Source organism: Nitrospirota bacterium (assembly GCA_020851375.1).
In the GTDB taxonomy this organism is placed as follows: Bacteria; Nitrospirota; 9FT-COMBO-42-15; order HDB-SIOI813; family HDB-SIOI813; genus RBG-16-43-11.
In genome coordinates, this window is record JADZCV010000004.1 from 17,369 (window position 1) to 34,328 (window position 16,960).

A 16,960-nucleotide genomic window follows, 5' to 3' on the forward strand; every position below is an offset into this window, starting at 1 on the left:
AGAGTATGACAGGATATGGCTGCAGCGAAGGGATATGCGGCGGGATTGCCTATAAGGCAGAGGTCCGTTCAGTCAATCACAAATACTGTGATATTAATGTAAGGCTTCCTGAATCACTCACAAGGCTGGAGCAGTCCATACGGAGCCATATATCCAAAAGATGTTCCAGGGGCAAGATTGAACTGAACCTGACCAGAATGTCATCTTCCTTAAATTACAGCGCCCAGGTTCTAAACAGAGAGGCAATTACGCGCTGTCAGACACTCCTCAAAGAACTATCAGGGCATTTCGGGGTAAATTTCATCATGAAAAATGAGATAGGCATATCAGACCTTACAGCGCTCAGGGATTTTCTGGTATATGAAAGCAGTGAAGCCGGCAAGGCGGATTTTGACACTGCGATTATGAATATAGTTGTGAAATCCGTTGACAGCCTCATGAAAATGAGGTTGAGAGAGGGTGAGTCAATATACAAAGACCTCAGGAAACGGATTAACCGGTTAGATGCCCTCATTAACCGAATAGAGAAGCGTGTCCCTGCTGTGATCCTCGGCATGAAGTCACGTTATACTGAAAGAGTGAAGGAAATCTCAGGTGTTTTGCAGCCTGACAGGAATGTGATTGCCCGGGAAATCGCAATAATGATCGAACGTATGGATATTACTGAAGAAATTGTGCGGGTTGGCAGTCACGTCAGGCAGTTGAGAGACAAGCTCGGCAACGGTGCTGTTGTAGGACGCAGTATAGACTTTCTCCTTCAGGAGATCAACCGTGAGGTCAATACCATTGCGTCAAAGGCATCGGATGTCAGGATAGCTCAGTTGGTTGTTGAAATGAAAACTGAAATCGAGAGGGTTCGGGAACAGGTGCAGAATGTTGAATAAACGACAAGTATTAGCAGGTTTTAAGAGTTTGTTGAGATTTTTGGTCTGAATATGTATACTATGCCGGATGGAGAATCACAGTGACAATGATGCGGGAGAGGCAGGCCCATGGATTAAAGATGGACTCCTTTTCGTTGTATCAGCTCCTTCAGGCGCCGGTAAGACTACACTTTGCAAAGAGGTAGTCAAATACATCCCTGACATACGGCACTCGGTATCTTATACGACCAGGACTGCCCGTCCATCAGAAACAGACGGCTGCGATTACCACTTTGTCTCTATTGATAAATTTAAGAACATGGTGGATGAAGATGCATTCATAGAATGGGCTGTCGTTCATGGAAATTATTACGGGACTTCGAGGAAAGAGTTGACGGAATTATTAAGGAGCGGGGCAGACTTAATCCTCGATATTGATTCAAACGGGGCCAGGCAGATAAAGAAAACCTTCAGCAACGGCGTGTTTTGCTATATATTGCCTCCCTCATTTACCCATCTGAGAGAGAGACTCATGGTAAGAAAGGGTGACTCCATTGATGAGATTGACAGGAGGATGAAAGTCGCCGGGGAAGAGGTGAAGGATTACAGGATGTATGATTATCTGATTATTAATGATAATTTTGATAAGGCGCTCGAAGAGCTCAGGTCTGTAATTATTAGCGCCAGGATAAGGGTGCAGAGGCTAAAAAGTTCATGGGTTGAAAACAATTTTTTTGACAAGAGAGGAGGGTAAATACCTTGGAAATAGTATCACTGCCGATTGTCTTTAAAAAGGAAATTCTGGACAGCAGATTTCGTCTGGTCGTTGTTGCCACTGAACGTGCCAGAAAGCTTATCAACGGGGCTAAACCCTGCGTGCCGCTTAAATATCTCAAAGAATCTACTGTTGCGCTGGAAGAGCTGGTATCGTGCGACGTTGAGATTGTCAGGGGCAAAGAGGCCAGGAAGGCATTACGTGAGGAAATAGAAAGGAAGGAGATGCAGGCAGCAGGAACCAGGGAAGCGGCTGAAGAGGATGAGGTCAAGAAAGAGATAGAGAAGGAGTTGGGAAATTACGTCAGTGAGGCTGAAGGCAGCGCAGGCAATGCCGGGACAGAGGAGTAGCATCATAACATAAGAGGCCTTAGGATGGGACTTGCAGGAAGAAAAATAATCCTCGGTGTCACAGGGAGTATTGCAGCGTATAAATCCGTTTATCTTTTACGGCGGCTCACCGAACATGGAGCAGATGTGAGTGTGGTGATGACTAATGAGGCCGCAAAGTTTGTAGCGCCTCTGACATTTCAGGTGTTATCCGGGAAATCAGTCCATACTGATATTTTTGAACATAGTCACGGAGGCGAGATATCTCATCTCTATCTCGGCAGGATGGCTGACATGGCGATAATCGCCCCTGCAACTGCAAACATTATAGGTAAAATGGCTGCCGGGATTGCAGACGACCTTCTGAGCACCATACTGCTTGCATGCAAGTGCCCGGTACTCCTCGCCCCTGCAATGGATTATGAAATGTATGAGAATAAAATCGTGCAGAAGAACATCTCATATTTGAGAGGACTTGGGGTCAATTTCACGGGTCCTGTAAGCGGACCTCTTGCCTCAGGCGCTGAGGGTTACGGCCGCATGTCTGAGCCTGATGATATTGTGTCACTGGTTGAAGAGACGATTGCAGGGTCATGCCGGAGGGACTTCGGGGGACTGACAGTTCTTGTTACCGCCGGTCCGACAAGGGAGGCGATAGACCCGGTGCGATATATCAGCAACCGCTCATCCGGCAGGATGGGTTATTCTGTCGCAGAAGCTGCAATGATACGAGGCGCCAGGGTTATTCTCATCAGTGGTCCTGTAGCATTAAACGGTCCTCCTGGAGCAGAGATTGTAAGGGTAACGTCCTCTGAGGAAATGTTCGATGCCGTTATAAACAGGATGCCTGAGGCTAATGTGGTCGTCATGTCTGCCGCTGTCTCTGATTTCAAACCTGCTGTGGTTTCAGGTTCCAAGATTAAGAAAGACAATCTGCCGCCGGCATATAAGAGTGCGGACGGCATGACGCTTAATCTTGTAAAGACACAGGATATACTAAAGGAGGTCTCCGGCAAGAGGATCAAACAGTTCATAGTGGGTTTTGCTGCAGAGACTGATAACGTTATCGCCAACGCGAGGGAGAAACTGGCTGCCAGGGATTTGGATATGATAGTGGCAAATGACATTACCAGGACAGGTGCGGGATTTGACACTGATACCAATATCGTCACCTTTATAGACCGGTCTGGAGATGTTGCTGAATATCCATTGATGACTAAAAAGGCTGTTGCAGATAAATTGCTCGATCATATAGCAAAGAGATTAGACACGGGTACTGATTATGTCAAACGATAAACACGGCAGGAACTTCATACCAGTAGCGGAAGAATACATAAGAAAAGGCATGCTGGACCAGGCTATAGAGTTGCTTAAGGAAGGCATCGGGTTATACCCTGGTTATCTTAGTGCAAGGGTGTCACTTGGCAAGGCATACATGGAGAAGGGGATGTTTAATGAGGCGATGGGGGAATTTGAGCATGTAGTCAGGATGAGTCCTGATAACCTGCTGGCCCACAGGAAACTGGCATTTCTTTACAGGGATGCAGGCATGCTTGATTCTTCCATCAGATCATGTGAGGCAGTCCTGATATATAGTCCAGGGGACAGGGAGATTTCAGACTTGCTGAGGATGCTCAGGGCTGAAAGGATGGAAAAGATACGCAGAAGCTCAGACAGTGATGAGCGAAAGGCCCCGGCTTCAGTTGAAAGATCCGCTGCAGCGATTGACTTTACCTCAGGATGGGAGGTTTCAGCAGATGAGTCCAGGCCGGGAGGGATCTCTGAGGAATACCTGACGGAGAGCATGGGAGATATCTGTATTGCACAGGGCGAGAAGGCGAAAGGAATTGAGATATTCAGGAAGATATTGGAGAAAGACCCCTCCAACGAATCAATAAAAAATAAGTTGATTGAGTTGGGGGAGATTAGTCCCCCTCATACGGCCGGGATTGAACGACTTCAGGATCTTCTGAACAATGTAAGGACGAACAGGAGATGAACGTTAGCCGTGCCAGGGTGCTGGTCATTCATGGACCGAACCTTAACATGCTCGGCAGGAGAGAGACCGGCGTGTATGGGAATGCAACACTTGACGAGATAAATGATGCCGTAACACTGCTTGCCAGAGAGCTCGATACAGATGTTTCATTCTTTCAGTCCAACTCTGAGGGGACGCTCATTGACACAATACATCAGGCGGCAGGCGCCTATGATGCTATTGTGATAAATCCGGGAGGGTATACCCATTCGAGCGTTGCCCTGCGTGATGCAATTGCTTCGGTAAACATACCGGCCGTAGAGGTGCATATGTCAAACATATACGGCAGGGAAGAATTCCGTCATCACTCATACATATCGCCTGTGGCTGCCGGGCAGATATCAGGGTTTGGCGTAAACAGCTATCTGCTTGGACTGAGGGCAGCAGTAGAGACAGTAAGAAAATAAGCAAGGAGGCGATTGTGATAGTTGTCGCGGATCTGAGAAATGGTCATAAGGTGGAGATTGAAGGCGAGCCATACAAAGTCGTGGAGGCCCAGCATGTCAAACCTGCGAAGGGCGGCGCATTTTGCAGGACAAAATTAAAAAGCCTGAAAACCGGCAGTGTTATCGAGAGGACCTACAGGGTAAATGAAAAACTCGAAGAACCCAATCTGGAGGAAAAGGACGTACAGTACCTCTATTGCACAGAGGGGCAGTACTGGTTTATGGATGTCAATTCTTACGAACAGTTGTTTGTGCGTGAGGATCAGCTTGGCGACAGCAAAAATTATCTCAAAGAGAATATGACTCTAAACATTCTGTATTTTAATGGAAATCCTATCGGGATTGATCTCCCCTTGTCAGTTGAGCTGACGATTGTCAGGACAGATCCTGGCATACGGGGTGACACTGCAACCGGCGGGACGAAGCCTGCTTACCTTGAAACTGGTGCAGTGGTCAAGGTGCCGCTGTATCTGAATGAGGGGGATAAGATCAAAGTAGATACCCGAACAGGGACATTCCTTGAAAGGGTGAAATGAAAAAGAAAAAGTCATTGGTTGATCTTGAGTATCTAAGGGACCTTTCTGAATTTCTCAAGGATTCTGATATCTCAGAACTTGAGATTGAGAAAGAGGGGACGAGGGTCAGGCTGAAAAAATCTCCGCCCCAGAATTTATACAGTCCCCGAAGGATACCTGAGACAGTAACCGCTTCCATACCAGCTCTGCCGCTAAACAAGGGAGCCTCGGCCATAACTGCCGAAGTTGCAGACGATAAATGCGTCACAGTGCGCTCTCCAATTGTAGGTACATTCTTCAGGTCTCCGACACCGGGAGGAGAACCCTATGTTAATGTCGGAGATATCGTCAAAAAGGGACAGATCATCTGCATAGTGGAAGCAATGAAACTGATGAATGAGATAGAAGCTGAGGCAGGCGGCAAGATAGTGGAGGTATTGGTGGAAGATGCCCAGTCTGTTGAATACGGAAAGGCGCTTTTCAGAATAGAGCCGGTATAATTATGTTTCACAAAATACTTATAGCAAACCGCGGGGAGATTGCTCTCCGGATAATCCGGGCGTGCAAAGAGCTCGGGATAAAGACCGTGGCCATCTACTCAAGCGCCGACGAGTCCTCACTTCATGCAAGATTTGCCGATGAGAGGGTATGTGTGGGACCTGCAGACAGCGCACAAAGTTACAGGAATATCCCGAATATCCTGAGCGCTGCAGAGATAACCGACGCAGAGGCCATTCACCCGGGCTACGGCTTCCTCGCTGAGAACGCCCATTTTGCTGAGGCATGCGAGGCCGCAGGAATCGTATTCATCGGGCCTACCCCTGACAACATAGCCCTTATGGGAGACAAGGCAAAGGCCAAGGAGACGATGATGAAATGCGGCGTCCCCATAATGCCCGGCAGCAGGGGTGTTGTAGCTACTGAGAAGGACGCCCTCGATGTCGTAAAGGAGATCGGATTTCCCGTAATAATCAAGGCGGTTGCCGGCGGCGGCGGAAGGGGGATGCGTGTTGTCCACAAGGAACAGGAACTTGTTAACACCTTCCTTATGGCTCAGGCAGAGGCAAAGGCATCTTTCGGCAGCGACGAGGTATATATAGAAAAGTTCTTTCAAAACCCCAGGCACATCGAGGTACAGGTGCTGGGGGACAGGTCAGGCAATGCCGTATATCTGGGCGAGAGGGACTGCTCAGTTCAGAGAAGACACCAGAAGCTGATAGAAGAGGCGCCGTCGCCTGTGGTTGACGAGAAGATGAGAAAGAAGATGGGGGAAATAGCAATAAAGGCTGTAAAATTTGTAAATTACATAAGCGCGGGTACGATCGAGTTTCTCGTGGATGATCAGAACAATTTCTATTTTATGGAAATGAATACGAGGATACAGGTGGAACACCCCATTACAGAGATGGTGACAGGCGTGGACCTTATTAAGGAGCAGATAAAGATAGCCACCGGAGAGGAGATACAATTTTCTCAAAAGGAAATACGCATCAGCGGACACAGTATAGAGTGCAGGATAAACGCAGAAGACTCTGAAAAGTTTACCCCGTCTCCAGGCCTTATAACTGCATACTGTGCACCTGGCGGGCCCGGGGTCAGGGTGGACTCGGCTGCTTATGCAGGATACACAGTGCCGCAGTATTACGATTCCGTTATAGCAAAACTCATAGTACACGGTGAAGACAGGGAAGAGGCAATAGCAAGGATGTGCAGGGCACTGGATGAGTATGTGATAGAAGGCATCAGGACAACGATACCATTCCATCAAAAGGTCCTCAGAAGCCCTGAATTCAGGGCAGGCAAATATTCCACAAATTTAGTTGAACATTTGCTCGCCTCCGGCAGATGAATCCGGTAAAGGGCATCTATCTGATTCTTGACCAGCAGTATGCAAAGAGGCCCATCCTTTCTATAGCAGAAGAGGCTGTTGAAGCTGGTGTAGATGTGATTCAATACAGAGAAAAGGTCCTTTCCAGAAGGGATGCACTCAAGATAGCTGAAAGACTTCGTGATTTAACGGCCCGAAGCAACATACCATTTATAATCAATGATGACCCGGCCCTTGCCCTTGCAGTTGATGCAGATGGTGTCCATCTCGGACAGGAAGACATACCTGTGCATATTGCAAGGCGGATACTCGGAAAAGACAGGATAATAGGCCTGTCCACGCATAGTCATAAAGAGGCTGTTGAAGCTGCTGCGCTTGATATAAACTATATCGGATTCGGCCCCATCTTTAAGTCAGGCACGAAGATGGCTGCGGAGCCGCTCGGTCCGGAGGCAATAAGCCGGACAAGAAGTGATATTTCCATACAGATGATTGCAATCGGCGGCATCAATGATGAAAATATTGCTGAAGTTATGCGGTGCGGTGCAGACGGCGCTGCAATCATCTCAGCAATCCTTTCATCACATGACATCAAACAGAGTGTCCGCAAGCTTAAGGAAAGGGTCCGGGACATTCAGCGCATCTGACACGAGCCGTTTCTTCAGACCGCTGATATACGGAATAGTCCCAAGCACAGGGATGCCCGACAGTGTCTCTACCGTATCCTGAAAGGTCATCTCTGCAAGAGTGCCATTTCCGGTATTTCGGTTATTTATGACAATCCCGGTTACAGGTATCTTTTTCATTGTCAGACAGCTTATCGTCAGCATAGTGTGATTAAGGTATCCGAGATGGGGGCTGGTTACCAGAATTACAGGCAGATTTAGCAGCCTGATCAGGTCTGCAACATAGAAGTCATCCCTGACAGGCACGAGCACCCCGCCGATTCCTTCAACGATCATGTAATCATGTCTTTTGCACAATACCTTAAAATAGTCTGAAATCAAATCAACATCAATGACGATCTTTTGTTTTGTGGCGGCTACATATGGGGCCACCGCTTCTGTGAACATGTAGGGGGTGATGAGTTCTATAGGGTCATCAGACGATGCTGACCCGGCCAGCATGAGTGAATCATCGGGGGTTAGATGGCCTTCCCGGGTTCTGCACCCTGTGTGAACAGGCTTCATTACGCCGACATTAATGCCCCGCGACCTCAAGGCAGCAGCTATGCCTGCAGCAACAGCAGTCTTTCCAACGCCGGTGTCTGTACCGGTAACAAATATGCCACGTTTTTTCACTCGAAAATCCCCGTTCAAATCCCCCCTGTCCCCCTTTAGTAAAGAAGGGAACTAATTTCCCCCTTTGGAAAAGGGGGACTAAGGGGGATTTTCATCTGTCTTTTGTGAGCCCTGGCTCACGACGGTTCATCCGTAAACCTCTACAATATCCTGCTGTCTGTATTAAAGACCTGTCCTGAAATCTGATTCATATCCGACAGGCTGTAAACAAACTCAGCCACCTCATTTATGTCCTGTGCCTTTTTAAGGACTCCGGCGTTGATTATGCTCTCTGTATCCGTCTCAGACAGTGACTCTGTCATTGCCGTCTTCATAAGACCCGGGAGAACTGCATTTACCCGTATATTAAACCTCCCAAGCTCCAGCGCCGCTGTCTTCGTTAATCCCGTCAGTCCTGCCTTTGCCGATGCATAAGCGCACTGGCCTGCACGCCCCTTGAGCCCCGCGAAGGACGATATATTGATAATATGCCCCGTCTTTCTCTTCATCATATGCCTCGAGACAGCCCTGATGGCATAAAAGGGACCTGAAAGATTGGCAGCGATAATGCCGTTCCACTCCGCTATTCCCGTTCTGACAAGGAGGTTGTCTTTATTAATACCGGCATTATTAATAAGGACGTCAATATGTCCCCACCTTTCAATAATCAGGTCAACCATATTAGTCACACTTCCGGATGACCTTACGTCACATTGAAACAAATCTGCTTCACCGCCATTGGAAATTATTTCACCATAGACCTCTTCAGCGGCCCCTCTGCCCGTAAAATAATGAACGGCAACAGCATATCCGCCTTTGGAATATCGCAAAGACAGCGGCCGCCCAAGTCCCCCTGATGCGCCTGTTATAAGGACAACCTTCACTCGAAAATACTCCCAAGTACCAGTCATTCCCACGGAACCTGTCCCCGCAGGATTTTTCACCCGTCATTCCCGCTTACGCGGGAATGACGTTTTCATGAACCTTGTTGAGCCTGAGACTCATGACGGGTCATCTGAAAATGCCCCTGCATACCCGCCATTATAATAATCTTAACTCTTCTCCTGCACTAATGAACACTTCCAGACAGTGTTCAATATCCTCCCTGCTGTGTGCAGCTGTTACTGTTGTCCTTATTCTGCAGCCACCTTCAGAGACTGTAGGGGGGCGTATGGCAGTTGCATATATCCCGGCATCAAACAGTTTCCCTGAAAACAGTAGTGTCTTCTCAGCATTACCAGTGAAGACTGGAATGATTGGCGTCTCACTCTGCATGGTATTAAAACCTGCTGCCTGAAGCCCTTCTCTGAATATCCTTGCATTCTCCAGCAATCTCCCGGGGATAGTCCTGTCATCCTGAACTATTCCTATAGCAGCCAGTGATGCGGCAACAACAGAAGGGGGCAGGGCTGTAGTATAAATGAATGCCCTTGCCTTATTGATCAGATAATCTTTTAACAGCGCTGATCCTGCCGCATATGCCCCGAATGAGCCCAGCGCCTTGCTGTATGTGCCCATTTGGACATATAAACTGCAACTTGTTATCCCGAAGTGTTCAAATGAACCGCGGCCTGATTTCCCGAGGACTCCTGTTGCATGCGCATCGTCAACTATAAGGACTGCCCCAAACTCATCAGCCACCTTCAGGATATCACCCAACGGCGCTATATCTCCATCCATGCTAAAGACACTGTCAGTTATTATAATCCTTCTCCTGTAAGAGGCATCAGCATTTCCGGCATTTCCCAGGATCAGTGATCTGAGGTGTCCTGCATCTTTGTGCCTGTAAATAATGACCCTGGCCCTGCTCAGTTTGCATCCGTCAATTATGCTCGCGTGATTTAATTCATCGCTGAATATCACATCTCCTTCTCCTGCCAGGGACTGAATAATACCTGCGTTTGCCATGTATCCTGTGTTAAAGAGCAGGGCATCTTCAGTCTCCTTGAATTTTGCAGTGACCCGTTCAAGCATATCATGTAATTCCATATTCCCGGATATCAGTCTTGAGGCCCCGGCGCCGGTTCCGTATTTCTTAACAGCATCAATAGCAGCATCCTTCAATGCCCGATGATTGGCCAGTCCCAGATAGTTGTTGGAGCAGAGGTTTATACATGAGCGGCCGTCAATGACGATATGCGCAGACTGCTCAGATTCAACCCTCCTGAGTGTCCTGTAGAGATTTGCAGACCTCAGCTCATTTAATTCTATTGTCAATTCATCTTCTATGTTCATCCGAAAATACTCCTAAGTACCCGTCATTCCTGCGAAGGCAGGAATCCAGAACCAGGGCCTGATTCTGGATTCCCGCTTGCGCGGGAATGACATTTTCGCTTACCTTTGTGAGCCACGGCTCATGACGGTTCACTCGAAAATCCCTCTATTCATCCTTCGACAAGCTCAGGATGAACGCCTGAGTTCGTCGAAGCCTGAGCTTGCCGAAGCCTGAGCTTCTCGAAGGCAGTGTTTGGCATCCCGTATCTCCGTTCATCCTGAGCTTGTCGAAGGATGAAATTCCATGAAGGCTGGCCTAAGGCTGATAAGCACTGGTTTTTTTTCCATGTAGAAAATATATTCATCCAGATTCAGATTCTTACTGTTCACAAAGAACACCCTTCCTCCAACTGAATCACCCAGTTTCTTCATATTTGTAATCCGCACATATCCGCTCTTCTGCGATGCAACATATCCGGTCGTATAGTCAGGGTCATCGGACCAGCAGAGCTCAGCAGCGGTCTCACTCCTTCCTGAAACCTTGCTGGCAATGGCAAGGGCGTCCATGACCCGCCTGTGAAATATCCCCTGTTTGCTTAACATTGTAATGAGTGTCTGCCTTGCGTCAGCGGTGTAGTCTACCCTCGAGACCCTGACCCCCCTTGATTTGTCCGGCTCCATACGCTCTCCGGTTGCACCGTCCATTATTACAGCCCCCCGCATGTTCCTGCCGCCAGATGCCGGTCCAGTACTCAGCAGGTGAAATGCCTTCTCAACAGCAGCAGGCGAAATGCCGCAATCTCTCAGGACTTCAGATGCTGCTCCTGCCGCATCTTCAGAAGAGGACGATTCAATAGTCCTGACTCTTAACGGGGCTGTGTAAGTAACAGAAGACGGATCAATTTTGTCTACCGAGATTACTATCCTGTCAGGCACGTCACAGGAAGACAGGGCCTGCATCACCAGTTCCGGGAGCACCATGGAAAATTCATTGACTGCTATGCGCTCTGCACCTGACAGATGACAGTCATTCAGGGTGGACCGCATACGGATACTATAGAGATGCAAGATCCAGCCCCAGGTCTTCTAACATTTGCAGATCCAAGTGAGGTTCTCTTCCGCTCCTTGTCAGATAATTACCGATCATCATTCCATTGGCCCCGCCTGAAAAGATGAGCGGATGGAGGTCTTTTAATGCAGTCATCCTGCCTCCGCATATGCGGATTTCCTTATCTGGCATGAGAATCCTCAGCATTGCAATTACTTTAATTGCCTCTGCAGGCCGGATAGGCGTGACATTTCCAAGCGCTGTACCTGCCTGAGGCATAAGAAAATTCACAGGTACAGAGTCAACATTCAATTCCATGAGGGCAAACGCAAGTTCAGCCCTCTGCTCAAGAGACTCTCCCATGCCAAAAAGCCCGCCGCTGCATGTTGAAAGACCCGCCTCCTTCGCCGCAGCAACCTGTTCAATCCTGTCCCTGTATGTATGGGTGGTACAGACAGAAGGGAAATATGATTCTGCAGCCTCAAGGTTATGATGGAAACGTGATAATCCTGCATCCTTTAGTGCACTAATCTGCTCAACGGTCATGGCTCCAAGTGTGGCGCAGACCTCAATGCCGGCTTCACTGCGGATCCTTTCTGTCACCTCACAAAGCCTTTTGAGCTCCTTGTCATTAGTTATTCCATTGCCGCTTGTCGCAAGGCAGAACCTTGCTGCCCCATTTGACCTGGCTGAGCGTGCGCCTTCTAAAATTACGTCTGCAGACAGAAGAGGGTATGTAGCGATGTCTGTGGTCGAGTATGCTGATTGCGAACAAAATGAACAGTCTTCGGAGCACCCCCCTGACCTCGCGTTGATCACAGAGCAGAGTTCTATACTGTTACCGTTGAAAGTTTGACGTATCCTGTCAGTCCAGGCCAGCAAATATGACAGATAAATATTGTCAATCCTTAAAATAGTCTCAGCCTCATCACGTGATATACCCTTGCCGTTTAAGGCTTTTTCACATATTTTGTCTATTTTGCTTAACATAATAATTCTATAGCTTATATGGGCATTAAACTTGCAAAAATTTATTTCGAATATTATTACAGGAGCTGTTGATTGTCAACATGATTATGGTTATATATGGTTTACGACTCTGATTGTATCAGGGTAGAGATATGAAAAGAAGGTTACTTGACATCAGTTTGCATACTACGATATTATTAAGGCAAATCCACTACTTATAACCTTTTTTAGCGGGGGTGAAAATGTTTGAACGATTTACAGACCGCGGAAGAAAAATCATCATCCTGGCACGTGAAGAGGCTGAAAAGCATCAGAATGACTACCTCGGGACAGAGCACGTATTGCTTGCCATCCTGAGAGACGGTGAAGGCGCAGCCCTGCTCATACTCAAGAAGATGGGGCTTTCTCCTGAGCAGATACGCATGGAGATTGAGCGAAACCTTCCTGCAGGTGGTGTGACAATGACCTACGGGGAGATACCATTTACTCCGAGGGTTAAGAAGGTTATCGAGTATGCAATTGAAGAGGCAAAGCTTTTAGGTCACAATTTCATTAGCAGTGAGCACCTCCTGCTGGGTCTTATACGTGAGGAAGACGGCATAGGGGGTAAAATCCTGCGTAGTCTTGGCGCAAACCTCCTTACAGCCAGACAGCTTACCCTGAGCTTTCTTAAGCGTGTTCAGACAAAAGAGAAGGAGAAGAGGAGCAACACACCGGCAATTGATGAATTCGGCAGGGACCTTACTGCCCTGGCTGTGGATGGTCAGCTTGATCCTGTAATCGGCCGGGACCTGGAGATTGAGCGGGTACTCCAGATACTGAGCAGGAGGACCAAGAATAACCCAGTGCTAATTGGAGAGGCAGGGGTTGGCAAGACTGCAATAGTTGAAGGGTTGGCGCAAAAGATAGTAAATCTCGATGTGCCGGACAATCTGCTTAATAAACGGGTCATCGGCCTTGACCTTGGGGCCCTTGTGGCAGGGACAAAATACAGGGGGCAATTTGAAGAGAGGCTCAAGGTAATCATGAAGGAGATTACGACAGCCGGCAACATCATAATCTTTATTGATGAGCTCCACACACTGGTTGGCGCAGGGGCAGCCGAGGGTTCCATTGATGCATCCAATATGCTGAAGCCTGCCTTTGCAAGGGGAGAGATACGCTGTATAGGAGCCACGACCCTTGATGAATACAGGAAATATATAGAAAAGGACGGAGCCTTGAAGAGGAGATTCCAGCCTGTGTTTGTGAATCCACCGACAATTGACCAGACAATAGAAATAATCAAGGGGCTTCGCAGTAAGTATGAAGAACATCACAGTGTGTATATCACTGATGAGGCTATTGATGAGTCAGTGCGACTCTCAGACAGGTATATTACAGACAGGTATCTTCCGGACAAGGCAATAGATGTAATTGACGAGGCAGGCGCCCGCGCAAAACTTTTATCTCACTTTGTCCCTGAAAAGATACGCGCTGTAGAGCAGGAGCTGAAGAATGTAATAAGGGAGAAGGATATCGTAAGCAAGCTCCAGCATTTTGATGCAGTAGCAAGGTTCAGGGAGGAAGAAGAAAGGCTAAGGGATGCGATTGATGATGCCAAACGGGATTGGAAAAGTCAGGTTGACAAGACAAAACCTGTCGTGGGAAAAGAGGACGTTTCGTATATCGTGGCCCGCATGACAGGCATACCGCTTACAAGACTGGAAGAAGGGGAAACCCAGAAACTGCTTAATATTGAGAAGGAATTGCACGCACGCGTCGTCGGGCAGGATGAGGCTATTTCAGTCATAGCAAAGGCCATAAGGCGGTCGAGGGCAGGTCTTAAAGGGGTAAAGCGGCCCATCGGCTCATTTATCTTTCTTGGACCTACCGGCGTTGGAAAGACAGAGCTTGCAAAGGCCCTCGCTGAATACCTGTTTGACAATGAGGACGCACTTATCAAGATTGATATGTCGGAATACATGGAGAAGTTCAGCTCTTCAAGACTCATGGGAGCTCCTCCCGGATATGTGGGGTACGAAGAAGGCGGACAACTTACAGAGAAAGTGAGAAGAAAACCCTACTCAGTGATACTGTTCGATGAAATCGAGAAGGCCCATCACGACATGTTTAACGTCCTCCTGCAGATATTTGAAGACGGATGCCTTACAGACAGCTTTGGCCGCAGGGTTGACTTCAGGAATACGATTATCATAATGACATCCAACATCGGGGCAAGGGCTGTAGACAAAGGGACGACATTGGGATTTCAGAAGGCTGGCGAAGAGGGACAGCATAAGCGGATGAAGGAATCAATAACCACAGAGCTTAAGAATACCTTCAATCCCGAGTTCCTCAACCGTATTGATGAGGTGGTTATATTCCACTCATTGACAAGAGAACACCTGATAAAGATAGTGAATATGCTCATTGAAGAGGTCAACGAGCGTCTCCTCGTTTCCGGAATGCACATGGAGGTTGCTGAAGATGTAAAAGACTGGCTCATAAATGAGGGCTTTGAGCCGCATTATGGCGCCCGTCCAATGAGGCGCGTAATCCAGAGGCACATAGAGGATCCGCTATCGGAGGAGATCATCAAGGGGAGATTTAAGGAGACCAAGAGGATAAAGGCGGTACTCAGGGACAATATACCGGCATTCATTGAAGATGAAATCATGGCCGGGGTGTAAGGCCGGCTCAGAGTCTGGCAAATCAGCAGAGGCCATCAATAACTTGTCAGTGTGTCGCAAATCTGATAAGTTGTTGATGGCCTTTTTGTTTTCCAATGAGAAAAAAAAAGAGATACAAATGGATATTCATATTATTGACAGCATTGCTTGTCGTCACCTTTTATTTTACAAAGTCAGTGCATCCCCCTGACACAACCCATTTGCCCCCTGACAGGCACAGACCGGCTGAACCGGAATTGCCTGAGCCGGAAGGGCCGTCAGAAAAGATTGACAAATTATACAAAGGCAGGGTTGCCATTGTTATTGACGATGTGGGATATGACAAAAAGGTATTCAGGGAATTTACAGAGCTTGGAGTCCCTGTCACATTCTCCATCCTTCCTGGAGAGAGATACTCAAAATACATCGCAAGAGAGGCAAAACAGCTGAACTATGAGATAATGCTCCACCTGCCAATGGAGCCGCGTGGTTCATGGAGTAATCCCGGAAGTCATGCTATCCTGTCAGGAATGACTCGTGAGCAGGTTTTAAGACAGTTGTCTGATGACCTTGATGCTGTGCCATACATTTCAGGAGTAAATAATCACATGGGATCTCTCCTTACAGAAAATGGTTTTATCATGCGGATTATTCTCGAAGAGATACACAAAAGGGGATTGTTCTTCATTGACAGCAGGACATCATCAGGGACCGTGGCATACGGTATAGCCAGAGATATCGGGATCAGGAGCGGGGACAGGGACATCTTTCTTGATAATAAGACTGACATTGTATATATCAAGGGACAGATTGACAAGGCCATAAGGATCGCAAAAAAGAGGGGCGAGGCTACGGTCATTGGTCATGCCAAATCAGAGACGGTTGCCGCCATAAGGGAGAAACTGCCTGATTTCGAAAAAGAGGGGATCGAAATAGTGTCAGCATCGAGGGTGCTTGATTGAGCTACATCCTTGCAATAGAGACATCCTGCGATGAGACTGCAGCCGCTGTACTTAAGGATGGACGAAAGGTCATGTCAGGCGTTGTAGGATTCCAGTGGGACATCCATCGCCGCTACGGCGGCGTGGTGCCTGAGCTTGCCTGCAGGCGTCATATAGAGATAATTTCTCCGCTTGTTGAGGAGGTGATTTTAAAGGGTGGGATATCGCTCAGGGATCTTGATGCAGTTGCAGTTACATCAGGTCCAGGACTCATTGGCGCCCTCCTCGTAGGGGTATCTTTTGCGAAGGCCCTGTCATATTCCCTCAATATCCCGCTCATCCCGGTTAATCATCTGGAGGGGCATCTCTGGGCAATCTCGCTGGAGAAAAGGGTGCCGCTGCCGTTTATAGGCCTGGTGGTGTCAGGCGGCCACACAAACCTCTACAGGGTAGAGGGTGTGGAAAAGTACACACTGCTTGGTTCTACCCTTGATGATGCAGCAGGAGAGGCATTTGACAAGGTAGCAAAGATACTTGGACTTGGATTCCCCGGAGGACCTGCAATAGAACTATGCAGCATGAAAGGCAAACCTGAGGCTGTGATCTTCCCAAGACCTTTGTCAAAGAGAAAAGGTTTTGATTTTAGCTTCAGTGGCATGAAAACTGCAGTATTAAGTTATATCAGGAGTAGGTATAAAGTTAACCATGTTGATGAGATCCCGGCGGTTCTTAGTGGTGAGGATCAATTCAAGGCAGACGTTTCAGCAGGTTTTCAGATGGCGGTTGTTGATGTGCTCGTATCAAGGACTATGAGCGCTGCCAAGATAACAGGAATTGACAGGGTTGTCATATCAGGTGGTGTTGCCTGCAACAAACTGCTCAGGGAGAAGATGATTGCTGATGGCAATAGAAATGGTATCAAGGTTTATATACCGTCGCCTCAATATTGCACGGATAATGCTGCCATGATTGCATGGGTAGGATACAGGTATTACAAAGAAGGTAAATTTGCTGACCTGAGACTTAATCCGGATGCAGGCAGCAGAATAGGATGAAATAGATC

General features: G+C 47.8%; 18 protein-coding genes. 13 read left to right on the forward strand and 5 right to left on the reverse strand.

Annotation, left to right across the window (positions count from 1 at the left end; all coding sequences use genetic code 11):
* Positions 1-5 precede the first annotated feature (5 nt).
* The 10 genes from IT393_00470 (at position 6) to thiE (ending at position 7,441) form a co-directional block, all read left to right on the forward strand.
* Positions 6-884: a YicC family protein gene (locus IT393_00470; protein ID MCC7201131.1), complete on the forward strand. Its 879-nt coding sequence runs from the start codon at positions 6-8 to the stop codon at positions 882-884.
* Between the two features lie 67 nt (positions 885-951).
* On the forward strand, positions 952-1,617 hold the full coding sequence (gene gmk, locus IT393_00475; protein ID MCC7201132.1) for a guanylate kinase: 666 nt from the start codon (positions 952-954) through the stop codon (positions 1,615-1,617).
* 5 nt (positions 1,618-1,622) lie between these two features.
* Positions 1,623-1,988 carry a DNA-directed RNA polymerase subunit omega gene (rpoZ, locus tag IT393_00480; protein ID MCC7201133.1) on the forward strand — a complete coding sequence of 122 codons (366 nt, stop codon included), beginning with the start codon at positions 1,623-1,625 and terminating at the stop codon, positions 1,986-1,988.
* Positions 1,989-2,012: 24 nt separating this feature from the next.
* Positions 2,013-3,263, forward strand: coding sequence for a bifunctional phosphopantothenoylcysteine decarboxylase/phosphopantothenate--cysteine ligase CoaBC (gene coaBC, locus IT393_00485; protein ID MCC7201134.1), 1,251 nt, complete (start codon positions 2,013-2,015; stop codon positions 3,261-3,263).
* The gene (locus IT393_00490; GenBank protein ID MCC7201135.1) at positions 3,250-3,966 is read left to right on the forward strand and encodes a hypothetical protein; all 717 of its coding nucleotides are present in this window, start codon (positions 3,250-3,252) and stop codon (positions 3,964-3,966) included. Before coaBC ends, IT393_00490 begins: the two co-directional genes overlap by 14 nt.
* Positions 3,963-4,412 (forward strand): type II 3-dehydroquinate dehydratase, encoded by a 450-nt coding sequence (aroQ, locus tag IT393_00495; protein ID MCC7201136.1) that lies wholly within the window; start codon positions 3,963-3,965, stop codon positions 4,410-4,412. Before IT393_00490 ends, aroQ begins: the two co-directional genes overlap by 4 nt.
* A gap of 14 nt (positions 4,413-4,426) precedes the next feature.
* Positions 4,427-4,987: an elongation factor P gene (gene efp / locus IT393_00500; protein ID MCC7201137.1), complete on the forward strand. Its 561-nt coding sequence runs from the start codon at positions 4,427-4,429 to the stop codon at positions 4,985-4,987.
* On the forward strand, positions 4,984-5,466 hold the full coding sequence (accB, locus tag IT393_00505; GenBank protein MCC7201138.1) for an acetyl-CoA carboxylase biotin carboxyl carrier protein: 483 nt from the start codon (positions 4,984-4,986) through the stop codon (positions 5,464-5,466). Before efp ends, accB begins: the two co-directional genes overlap by 4 nt.
* Before the next feature lie 2 nt (positions 5,467-5,468).
* The gene (gene accC, locus IT393_00510) at positions 5,469-6,815 is read left to right on the forward strand and encodes an acetyl-CoA carboxylase biotin carboxylase subunit (protein ID MCC7201139.1); all 1,347 of its coding nucleotides are present in this window, start codon (positions 5,469-5,471) and stop codon (positions 6,813-6,815) included.
* The gene (gene thiE / locus IT393_00515) at positions 6,812-7,441 is read left to right on the forward strand and encodes a thiamine phosphate synthase (protein ID MCC7201140.1); all 630 of its coding nucleotides are present in this window, start codon (positions 6,812-6,814) and stop codon (positions 7,439-7,441) included. The genes accC and thiE overlap by 4 nt, the downstream gene beginning before the upstream one ends.
* Here the strand turns inward: thiE and bioD are convergent.
* The 5 genes from bioD to bioB all read right to left on the reverse strand — a co-directional run bounded on the left by bioD (position 7,376) and on the right by bioB (position 12,326).
* The gene (gene bioD / locus IT393_00520) at positions 7,376-8,095 is read right to left on the reverse strand and encodes a dethiobiotin synthase (GenBank protein ID MCC7201141.1); all 720 of its coding nucleotides are present in this window, start codon (positions 8,093-8,095) and stop codon (positions 7,376-7,378) included. The genes thiE and bioD overlap by 66 nt on opposite strands.
* A 140-nt stretch (positions 8,096-8,235) precedes the next feature.
* The gene (locus IT393_00525; GenBank protein MCC7201142.1) at positions 8,236-8,958 is read right to left on the reverse strand and encodes an SDR family NAD(P)-dependent oxidoreductase; all 723 of its coding nucleotides are present in this window, start codon (positions 8,956-8,958) and stop codon (positions 8,236-8,238) included.
* A gap of 157 nt (positions 8,959-9,115) precedes the next feature.
* The gene (gene bioF, locus IT393_00530; GenBank protein MCC7201143.1) at positions 9,116-10,309 is read right to left on the reverse strand and encodes an 8-amino-7-oxononanoate synthase; all 1,194 of its coding nucleotides are present in this window, start codon (positions 10,307-10,309) and stop codon (positions 9,116-9,118) included.
* A gap of 252 nt (positions 10,310-10,561) precedes the next feature.
* Positions 10,562-11,356 (reverse strand): 6-carboxyhexanoate--CoA ligase, encoded by a 795-nt coding sequence (locus IT393_00535; protein MCC7201144.1) that lies wholly within the window; start codon positions 11,354-11,356, stop codon positions 10,562-10,564.
* Entirely contained in the window at positions 11,343-12,326 is a 984-nt protein-coding gene (gene bioB / locus IT393_00540; protein MCC7201145.1) for a biotin synthase BioB, read from the reverse strand. The genes IT393_00535 and bioB overlap by 14 nt, the downstream gene beginning before the upstream one ends.
* A 221-nt stretch (positions 12,327-12,547) precedes the next feature.
* Between bioB and IT393_00545 the strand changes: the two genes are divergently transcribed.
* From IT393_00545 to tsaD, 3 genes are all read left to right on the forward strand, one after another.
* A complete protein-coding gene (locus IT393_00545) occupies positions 12,548-14,977 on the forward strand; it encodes an ATP-dependent Clp protease ATP-binding subunit (GenBank protein MCC7201146.1) in 2,430 nt (809 codons plus the stop codon).
* 95 nt (positions 14,978-15,072) lie between these two features.
* Positions 15,073-15,918 carry a divergent polysaccharide deacetylase family protein gene (locus tag IT393_00550; GenBank protein MCC7201147.1) on the forward strand — a complete coding sequence of 282 codons (846 nt, stop codon included), beginning with the start codon at positions 15,073-15,075 and terminating at the stop codon, positions 15,916-15,918.
* Positions 15,915-16,952, forward strand: coding sequence for a tRNA (adenosine(37)-N6)-threonylcarbamoyltransferase complex transferase subunit TsaD (gene tsaD, locus IT393_00555; GenBank protein ID MCC7201148.1), 1,038 nt, complete (start codon positions 15,915-15,917; stop codon positions 16,950-16,952). The genes IT393_00550 and tsaD overlap by 4 nt, the downstream gene beginning before the upstream one ends.
* The last annotated feature ends 8 nt before the right edge of the window (positions 16,953-16,960 follow it).

Excerpts from the sequence above, each read along its gene's own strand:
- IT393_00470 (MCC7201131.1), top strand. The coding sequence starts at position 6 with ATGACAGGATATGGCTGCAGCGAAGGGATATGCGGCGGGATTGCCTAT.
- gmk (MCC7201132.1), top strand. The coding sequence starts at position 952 with ATGGAGAATCACAGTGACAATGATGCGGGAGAGGCAGGCCCATGGATT.
- coaBC (MCC7201134.1), top strand. The coding sequence starts at position 2,013 with ATGGGACTTGCAGGAAGAAAAATAATCCTCGGTGTCACAGGGAGTATT.
- IT393_00490 (MCC7201135.1), top strand. The coding sequence starts at position 3,250 with ATGTCAAACGATAAACACGGCAGGAACTTCATACCAGTAGCGGAAGAA.
- aroQ (MCC7201136.1), top strand. The coding sequence starts at position 3,963 with ATGAACGTTAGCCGTGCCAGGGTGCTGGTCATTCATGGACCGAACCTT.
- accB (MCC7201138.1), top strand. The coding sequence starts at position 4,984 with ATGAAAAAGAAAAAGTCATTGGTTGATCTTGAGTATCTAAGGGACCTT.
- accC (MCC7201139.1), top strand. The coding sequence starts at position 5,469 with ATGTTTCACAAAATACTTATAGCAAACCGCGGGGAGATTGCTCTCCGG.
- thiE (MCC7201140.1), top strand. The coding sequence starts at position 6,812 with ATGAATCCGGTAAAGGGCATCTATCTGATTCTTGACCAGCAGTATGCA.
- bioF (MCC7201143.1), bottom strand. The coding sequence starts at position 10,309 with ATGAACATAGAAGATGAATTGACAATAGAATTAAATGAGCTGAGGTCT.
- bioB (MCC7201145.1), bottom strand. The coding sequence starts at position 12,326 with ATGTTAAGCAAAATAGACAAAATATGTGAAAAAGCCTTAAACGGCAAG.
- IT393_00545 (MCC7201146.1), top strand. The coding sequence starts at position 12,548 with ATGTTTGAACGATTTACAGACCGCGGAAGAAAAATCATCATCCTGGCA.
- IT393_00550 (MCC7201147.1), top strand. The coding sequence starts at position 15,073 with ATGAGAAAAAAAAAGAGATACAAATGGATATTCATATTATTGACAGCA.